The 6,701-nt window shown below is 70.7% G+C and carries 7 protein-coding genes, 1 tRNA gene and 1 pseudogene; 7 read left to right on the forward strand and 2 right to left on the reverse strand.

The window, feature by feature from the left end; genetic code table 11:
• The 4 genes and pseudogenes from ABT336_RS26410 to ABT336_RS26425 all read left to right on the forward strand — a co-directional run.
• Nucleotides 1–106 (forward strand): annotated as a pseudogene (locus ABT336_RS26410) (4-(cytidine 5'-diphospho)-2-C-methyl-D-erythritol kinase); the annotation flags it as partial.
• Between the two features lie 75 nt (nt 107–181).
• Nucleotides 182–1,999, forward strand: coding sequence for an ABC-F family ATP-binding cassette domain-containing protein (locus ABT336_RS26415; protein ID WP_350900158.1), 1,818 nt, complete (start codon nt 182–184; stop codon nt 1,997–1,999).
• Nucleotides 2,000–2,107: 108 nt separating this feature from the next.
• Nucleotides 2,108–2,563 (forward strand): DUF4383 domain-containing protein, encoded by a 456-nt coding sequence (locus tag ABT336_RS26420; protein WP_350900160.1) that lies wholly within the window; start codon nt 2,108–2,110, stop codon nt 2,561–2,563.
• 161 nt (nt 2,564–2,724) lie between these two features.
• Nucleotides 2,725–3,195 (forward strand): DUF4383 domain-containing protein, encoded by a 471-nt coding sequence (locus tag ABT336_RS26425; RefSeq protein WP_350900162.1) that lies wholly within the window; start codon nt 2,725–2,727, stop codon nt 3,193–3,195.
• 113 nt (nt 3,196–3,308) lie between these two features.
• Here the strand turns inward: ABT336_RS26425 and ABT336_RS26430 are convergent, their stop codons facing one another.
• A complete protein-coding gene (locus ABT336_RS26430; protein WP_350900168.1) occupies nt 3,309–3,950 on the reverse strand; it encodes a TetR family transcriptional regulator in 642 nt (213 codons plus the stop codon).
• 170 nt (nt 3,951–4,120) lie between these two features.
• Nucleotides 4,121–5,098, reverse strand: coding sequence for an acyl-CoA desaturase (locus tag ABT336_RS26435; protein ID WP_350900164.1), 978 nt, complete (start codon nt 5,096–5,098; stop codon nt 4,121–4,123).
• A gap of 137 nt (nt 5,099–5,235) precedes the next feature.
• On the opposite strand from ABT336_RS26435, the gene ABT336_RS26440 reads away from it, so the two are divergent.
• The 3 genes from ABT336_RS26440 to ABT336_RS26450 all read left to right on the forward strand — a co-directional run.
• Nucleotides 5,236–6,087 (forward strand): helix-turn-helix domain-containing protein, encoded by an 852-nt coding sequence (locus ABT336_RS26440; protein WP_350900166.1) that lies wholly within the window; start codon nt 5,236–5,238, stop codon nt 6,085–6,087.
• Between the two features lie 44 nt (nt 6,088–6,131).
• A tRNA-Gln gene (locus tag ABT336_RS26445) sits at nt 6,132–6,202 on the forward strand.
• A 131-nt stretch (nt 6,203–6,333) separates the two neighbouring features.
• On the forward strand, nt 6,334–6,701 hold a 368-nt coding region (locus ABT336_RS26450; protein WP_350900170.1), incomplete at its 3' end, for an NTP transferase domain-containing protein.

Below are 6,701 nucleotides of genomic sequence, written 5' to 3' on the forward strand. Positions count from 1 at the left end.
CGCCGCCGACGCCGACCGGATCGCCGCCGAGATCGAAGCCGCCGAGGTCTGCCGCCAGGCCCGGGTCGCCTACGGACCGGTCCACGGCGCGCGCATCCTCTACTGAGCCCTCCGCGTAGGCTTGGCCGAGGCGTCCCGTGCCGTCCGGCACCGGGATGCCTTGATCATGGGAGGTACGTGGGTGGCGAACATCGTCAACCTGGACCGGGTGTCAAAGGGGTACGGCGCGGCGGGTGCGCTGCTCACCGACGTGTCCCTCGGGCTCGACGACGCCGACCGGATCGGGGTAGTCGGGCTCAACGGCGCCGGCAAGTCGACGCTGCTGCGGCTGCTCACCCGGACCGAGGAACCCGACGACGGCCGGGTCACCCACCGCCGTGACCTGCGGGTGGCCTGGCTCCCGCAGAACCTGACCCTGACCCCCGACGCCACAGTCCGCGACGTCGTGCTGGGCACCGCCTGGCTGGCCGAGGGGATGGGAGCCGAACACGAGTGGGCCGGTGACGCCGGGGTCCGCGCCATCCTCGACGGCCTCGGCATGCCCCACCTCGGCCTCGACCAGCCCGTCGGCCCGATGTCCGGCGGCGAACGCCGACGGGTCGCGCTCGCCGCGCTCCTGGTCCGCGACGCCGACCTGCTGATCCTCGACGAGCCCACCAACCACCTCGACGTCAGCGGGGTCGACTGGCTGGCCCGGTACCTCACCGGCCGCAAGGGCGCCCTGGTGGTGGTCACCCACGACCGGTGGTTCCTGGACGAGGTCTGCACCACCACCTGGGAGGTCGCCGACCGGACCGTCCGCTCCTACGACGGCGGATTCGCCGCCTGGACCCTGGCCCGGATCGAACGGGAACGCGTCGCCGCCGCCACCGAGGCCCGCCGACAGAACCTCCTCCGCAAGGAGATCGCCTGGCTGCGGCGGGGACCACCCGCCCGGACCTCCAAGCCGAAGTTCCGCATCGACGCGGCGAACGCGCTGATCGCCGACGTCCCGCCGCCGCGCGACACCATGTCCCTGCAGCGGCTCGCCACCGCCCGACTCGGCAAGCAGGTGTACGACCTCACCGACGTCACCCTGCACGCCGGGCCGAAGGAGATCCTGCGCGACACCACCTGGCAGGTCGGCCCCGGTGACCGGATCGCCATCCTCGGTGCCAACGGGGCCGGGAAGACCACCCTGCTGCGGATGCTCGCCGGGATCACCCGACCCGACGGCGGCACCTTCGTCACCGGATCCACGGTCCGGCCCGCGTTCCTCTCCCAGGAACTCGCCGAACTCCCCGGTGAACTCCGGGTCCTCGAAGCGGTCGAGGAGGTCGCCCGCCGGGTCCAGCTCGGCGACCGGGAGATCTCCGCCGCCCAACTCGCCGAGACCTTCGGCTTCGACGACCGCCGCCTCTGGACCCCGGTCAGCGACCTCTCCGGTGGGGAACGCCGCCGGTTGCAGATGCTGCGTCTGCTCGCCGCCGAACCGAACGTGCTCCTGTTCGACGAGCCCACGAACGACCTGGACACCGACACCCTCGCCGCCCTGGAGGACCTCCTCGACTCCTGGCCCGGCACCATCGTGGTGGCCAGCCACGACCGGTACCTCGTCGAACGGGTCACCGACGTGACGTACGGGATGTTCGGCGACGGTCGCCTGGTCCACCTCCCCGGCGGCATCGACGAGTACCTCGCCCGCGCCGCCGGCCGGGCCGCCTCCCACGCCTCCCTCGGCAGCGGCTCGGCACCGGTCGACGGCACCACCGCCGCCCCCGTCGGCGCCGGGATGTCGGCCGCCGAGGCGCGGACCGCCAAGAAGGAACTCACCCGACTCGAACGGCAGATCGGCAAGCTGGACCAGAAGGAGACCACCCTCCTCGACCAGCTCGCCGCGAACGCCACCGACTACGCCAAGGTCGCCGAACTCGACGGCAAGCTCAAGGAGGTACGCGCCGAACGGGAACAGGTCGAGGAGACCTGGCTCACCCTCGCCGAGCAGGTCCCCGGCGACTGACCGGACACCCCCGGCCGGTCGGCGGCCCGGGGGGTGTGCGGCGTCACACCTCGACATGCGGGACAATCGTCGTCGACCCCGCACCCGAACGGCGTTGGAGACTCAGAGATGGCCCACACCCCCGTCAACCACCCCGCGCAGCCGGTCTATCGGGCGATCGGCGGGATCACCGGTCTGTACTTCGTGGTCTTCGGCGTCGTCGGCGTGATCGCCACCGCCGGGAGCGAGCTGTTCGCCCGAGACGAGACCAAGGTCTTCGGCCAGGGCACGAACCTCGGGTTCTCCCTGTTCAGCATCCTCGTCGGGGCGGCAATCCTGGCCGGCACCGTCCTCGGCCGCAACCGTGACGTGCTGATCAACGCCGTCGTCGCGTACAGCCTGATGGTGGTCGGCCTCGCCGGGCTGGCCTTCATCCGCACCGACGCGAACATCTTCAACTGGAGCGTCACCAGCAGCGTGGTCGTGATGACCCTGTCGATCGTCCTGCTGATGGTCAGCATGTACGGCAAGGTCGGCACCGACGAGGAGCGCGACGCCTGGCAGAAGGCCCGCCTGGTCCTCTGAACGCGGTCTGCGACCCGGCGGGGGCGGGAGAGGTGGGCGACCACCCTTCCCGCCCCCGTCCGCATTCCCCGGTACGCAGACACACCCCGATCGCCGGACAGCCGACCCCCACCTGGGCGACAATTCGGACGCACAGGTCAGCGGCGAGCGAAGGAGCGATCGTGGCGCACATCCCGGTGAACCACCCGGCGCGCACCCTCTACCGGATCTTCGCCGGCCTGGTCGGGGCCTACATCCTGCTGTTCGGCGTCGTCGGGATCGTGGTCACCTTGGGTGAACCGCTGTTCGCCCGCAACAGCACCTGGGTCCTCGGACTCCGCACCAACCTCGCGTTCGCCCTGGTCTCGGTGATCTTCGGAATCGTCCTGATCATCGGCGCGTCCCGCCGGGGCAACCTCGGCCACTACATGAACCTGACCGCCGGGGCCGTCTTCATGGTCACCGGGCTGGCGATGATGTCGGTGCTCCAGACCAGCGCCAACTTCCTCAACTTCTCCATGTCCACTGTCGTCGTCTCGCTGCTGTTCGGGCTGCTCCTGCTCGCCACCGGCCTCTACGACAAGATCGGTACGCCCGAACACGCCGAGGAGCAACGGCAGCGCCGCAACCACCCCGTCGCCGAAGGCCACTGACCGACATCGGTCAGCCCCGGCCCTGGTGCCCGCCCCGGTCTTGGTGCCCGCCCGGTCTTGGTGCCCGCCCCGGCCCTGGTGACCCGGCCCTGGTGCCCCGGCCCGGCCCGTGGTCAGGCCCGGTTGGTGATCAGGCCCGGGTCGGCCTCCAGGTGGGACAACCCGTTCCAGGCCATGTTGACAAGGTGCGCGGCCACCGTCTCCTTACGCGGCTCCCGCACCTCCAACCACCACCGGCCGGTCAACGCCACCATCCCGACGAGCGCCTGCGAGTACAGCTCGGCAAGCTTCGGGTCGTACCCCCGGCTCTTGAACTCGGCACCGAGAATGTGCTCCACCTGGTGCGCGACGTCGTTCATCACACTGCTGAAGTTCCCCGCCGCCGACATCAACGGCGACTCCCGGACCAGCACCCGGAAGCCGCTGGTCTCCTCCTCGATGTACCCGAGCAGCGCCAACGCCGCCTGCTCCAGCAACTCCCGGGGATGACCCGCCGTCAGCGCCGTGGTGATCCGGTCCAGCAGTGCCCGGACCTCCCGGTCCACCACCACCGCGTAGAGCCCCTCCTTGCCGCCGAAGTGCTCGTACACCACCGGTTTGGAGACCTTGGCCCGCGCCGCCACCTCCTCTATCGAGGTGGCGTCGAAACCCCGCTCGGCGAAGAGCTGCCGTCCGGTGGCGATCAGCTGCTCCCGGCGCTGGGCAGCCGACATGCGTACCCGCGAGGGGGGTTTCGCCACCGCCCGCCGCCGCACCGCCGCCGCACCACCCGGCTCCGACCCGCCCTCCGTACCGTGCCCGCCTCGCTCTGCCACCCGGCCATCCTGCCAGGTGTCGCCGCGCCGATCGGCCCCGTTCGACCCGCCGACCCCGTTCGGCCCGTCGGCGTTGAGCCCTCCGGCCGCGTTCAGCCCTCCGGCCGCGTTCAGCCCTGACGGGACGCGATCGACTCCGGGCCAGTCCGGGCTCGACGGGCCGCGATCCGCTCCGGCTTCGGCCACCGGACGTCACGGGCCACACCGACCCGCTCGAAGAGCCAGATCACCCGCGCGGAGATGTCGAACTGTCCACGCAGGACACCGTGCCGGGCGCAGGTCGGATCGGCGTGGTGCAGGTTGTGCCAACTCTCCCCGAACGACAGGATCGCCAGCGGCCAGAAGTTCGCCGCCCGGTCCCCCTGCCGCAGCGCGAACGGCCGCTCGCCGTAGACGTGGCACACCGAGTTGATCGCCCAGGTCACGTGGTGCAGCAACCCGACCCGGACCAGCCCGGCCCAGAAGAACGCCGTCAACGCCCCCTGCCAGGACCAGGTCACCAACGCCCCGGTCAGGGCCGGGCCGAGCAGCGAGACCGCCACCAGGACCGGGAAGAGCCGGTCCACCCGGCTGATGTCCCGGTCGGCGAGCAGGTCCGGCGCGAACCGCCGACGGTTCGACAACTCCCTACCGAAGAACCAGCCCACGTGGGCGTGCAGCAGACCCCGGGCCAGGCCGCCGGCGCTCGCCCCGAACCGCCACGGAGAGTGCGGGTCGCCGTCGAGGTCGGAGAAGGCGTGGTGCCGCCGGTGGTCGGCCACCCACTGGATGATCTGCCCCTGGATCGCCAGCGACCCGGCGACCGCCAACGCCACCCGCAGCCACCGCCCCGCCTTGAACGAGGCGTGGGTGAAGTGCCTGTGGAAGCCGACTGTGACCCCGAGCCCGGTCACCACGTACCAGACCAGGGCGATGATCAGATCTGGCCAGCCCAGCCAGCCGCCCCAGGCCACCGGCACCGCCGCCAGGAGCGCGACGAACGGAGTCGTCACGAACACCCAGAGGATGATCAGACTGCTCCGGGGCCGGGTCCCCTCGGTGATCGCGGTGGGGCCACCGGCCGACGGTTCCACGACGACTGTCGGCATGGGCACCTCACTGTCAGGAGGGAGGACGAGCAGTTGGTTACGCCTACGTCACCGTAACCGAGGAAGCCCAAGACCACTGCGAAGAGTCACCCCCGCTGACAACGAGAACGTCGTACGGTTCTCCTAGCCTGTCGACCATGGTCGATCCCGTCGCCGCAGAGGTCCGTCGACTCCGTACCGAGGAACAGCTCTCCGTGCGGCAGATCCGCGCCCGGACCGGCCTCGGCCGCAACCGGGTCCAGGAACTCCTGCGCGGGGTCGCCCCACCCGCCTGGACCCGCCGCCCCAACGCCCGCGACGACCTCCGTGCCGAGGCGGAGGCGCTGCGCGCCGACGGATGCACGGTCCCGGAGATCGCGACCCGCCTGGGGGTCAGCAAGTCGACGGCCCACGCCTGGGTGGCCCACCTCCCGCTCGACCGGGACGAGGAGACCGAGCGAGCCAGGCGGAAAGCCCACTCCAAGGTCATGACCGATGCACAGTGGGGAGAGCATCGTCGGGTCAGGGACGAAGCGCGAGCCGCCACGATCGCGGCCGGTGCGGATGCCGTGGAGCAGCTGAATCACCGTGACCTCGTCCTCGTCGGGGCGGCGATCTACTGGGCCGAAGGGACGAAGGCCAAGCCGTGGCGGCCCAACGACTGCCGGGTTCGATTCGTCAACAGCGACCCAGGGCTCATCGACCTCTTCATTCGATTCGTCGAGGTGATGGGATCCTCCCGAGAGGCGCTGCGCTACCGGGTGAGCATCCACGAGACCGCCGATTCCGCTGCTGCGGTGCGGTGGTGGGCGGAGCGGGTGGGAGTGGCACCGGACGCCTTCCAGCCGACGACTCTGAAGCGGCACAAGCCGACCACCAAACGCCACAACCTCGGTGAGGACTATCACGGCTGCCTCGTCGTGGAGGTGCCCAATTCCCGCGAGCTCTACTGGAAGATCGAGGGGACCATGAAGGGCTTGGCGGATGGCGTGGCGACAATGAAGCGCTAAGGTGTACGGGTCCGGTTGGCCAGTGCTCTGTCCGACCTCGACCTTCCCGGGTCGTCTAATGGCAGGACGTCAGGTTTTGGTCCTGATTGTAGGGGTTCGAGTCCTCTCCCGGGAGCTTCGGCTGATCGGTCGCCGTCGTCTGGTTAGAGTGGCGGCGAGACTGTCCGCCGTCCCGACGGGAGCCACGTCGTGCCCCAGCCCCAGTCCCGTACCGTCGTCGTGCTCGCCGCCGGTGAGGGCAAGCGGATGAAGTCGGCCCTGCCCAAGGTCCTGCACCCGCTGCTCGGCCGTACCCTCCTCGGGCACGTGCTCACCGCCGCCGCGCCGTTGACCGCCGACCGGACCGTGGTCGTGGTCGGCCACGAGGCCGACCAGGTCCGGTCCCACCTGACCGAGGTGGCCCCCACCGCCACGGCGGTGCTCCAGGAGCAGCAGCTCGGCACCGGACACGCGGTCCGGATCGCCCTGGAGGCGATCCCGGAGGATGCCGGCACCGTGGTCGTGATCAACGGGGACGTCCCGCTGCTCCGACCGGAGACCGTCGGCGCCCTGGTCGACGCGCACGAGGGAGCGGGTGCGGCGGCGACCGTCCTCGCCGCCGAGGTGCCCGAGCC

It is taken from the genome of Micromonospora sp. NPDC000207 (assembly GCF_040300925.1).
Lineage (GTDB): Bacteria > Actinomycetota > Actinomycetes > Mycobacteriales > Micromonosporaceae > Micromonospora.

Bases quoted from the DNA above. Each gene is read 5' to 3' on its own strand.
- ABT336_RS26420 (WP_350900160.1), top strand. From the start codon at position 2,108: ATGGCCCACACCCCCGTCAACCACCCCGCGCAGCCGGTCTATCGGGCG.
- ABT336_RS26440 (WP_350900166.1), top strand. From the start codon at position 5,236: ATGGTCGATCCCGTCGCCGCAGAGGTCCGTCGACTCCGTACCGAGGAA.
- ABT336_RS26435 (WP_350900164.1), bottom strand. From the start codon at position 5,098: ATGCCGACAGTCGTCGTGGAACCGTCGGCCGGTGGCCCCACCGCGATC.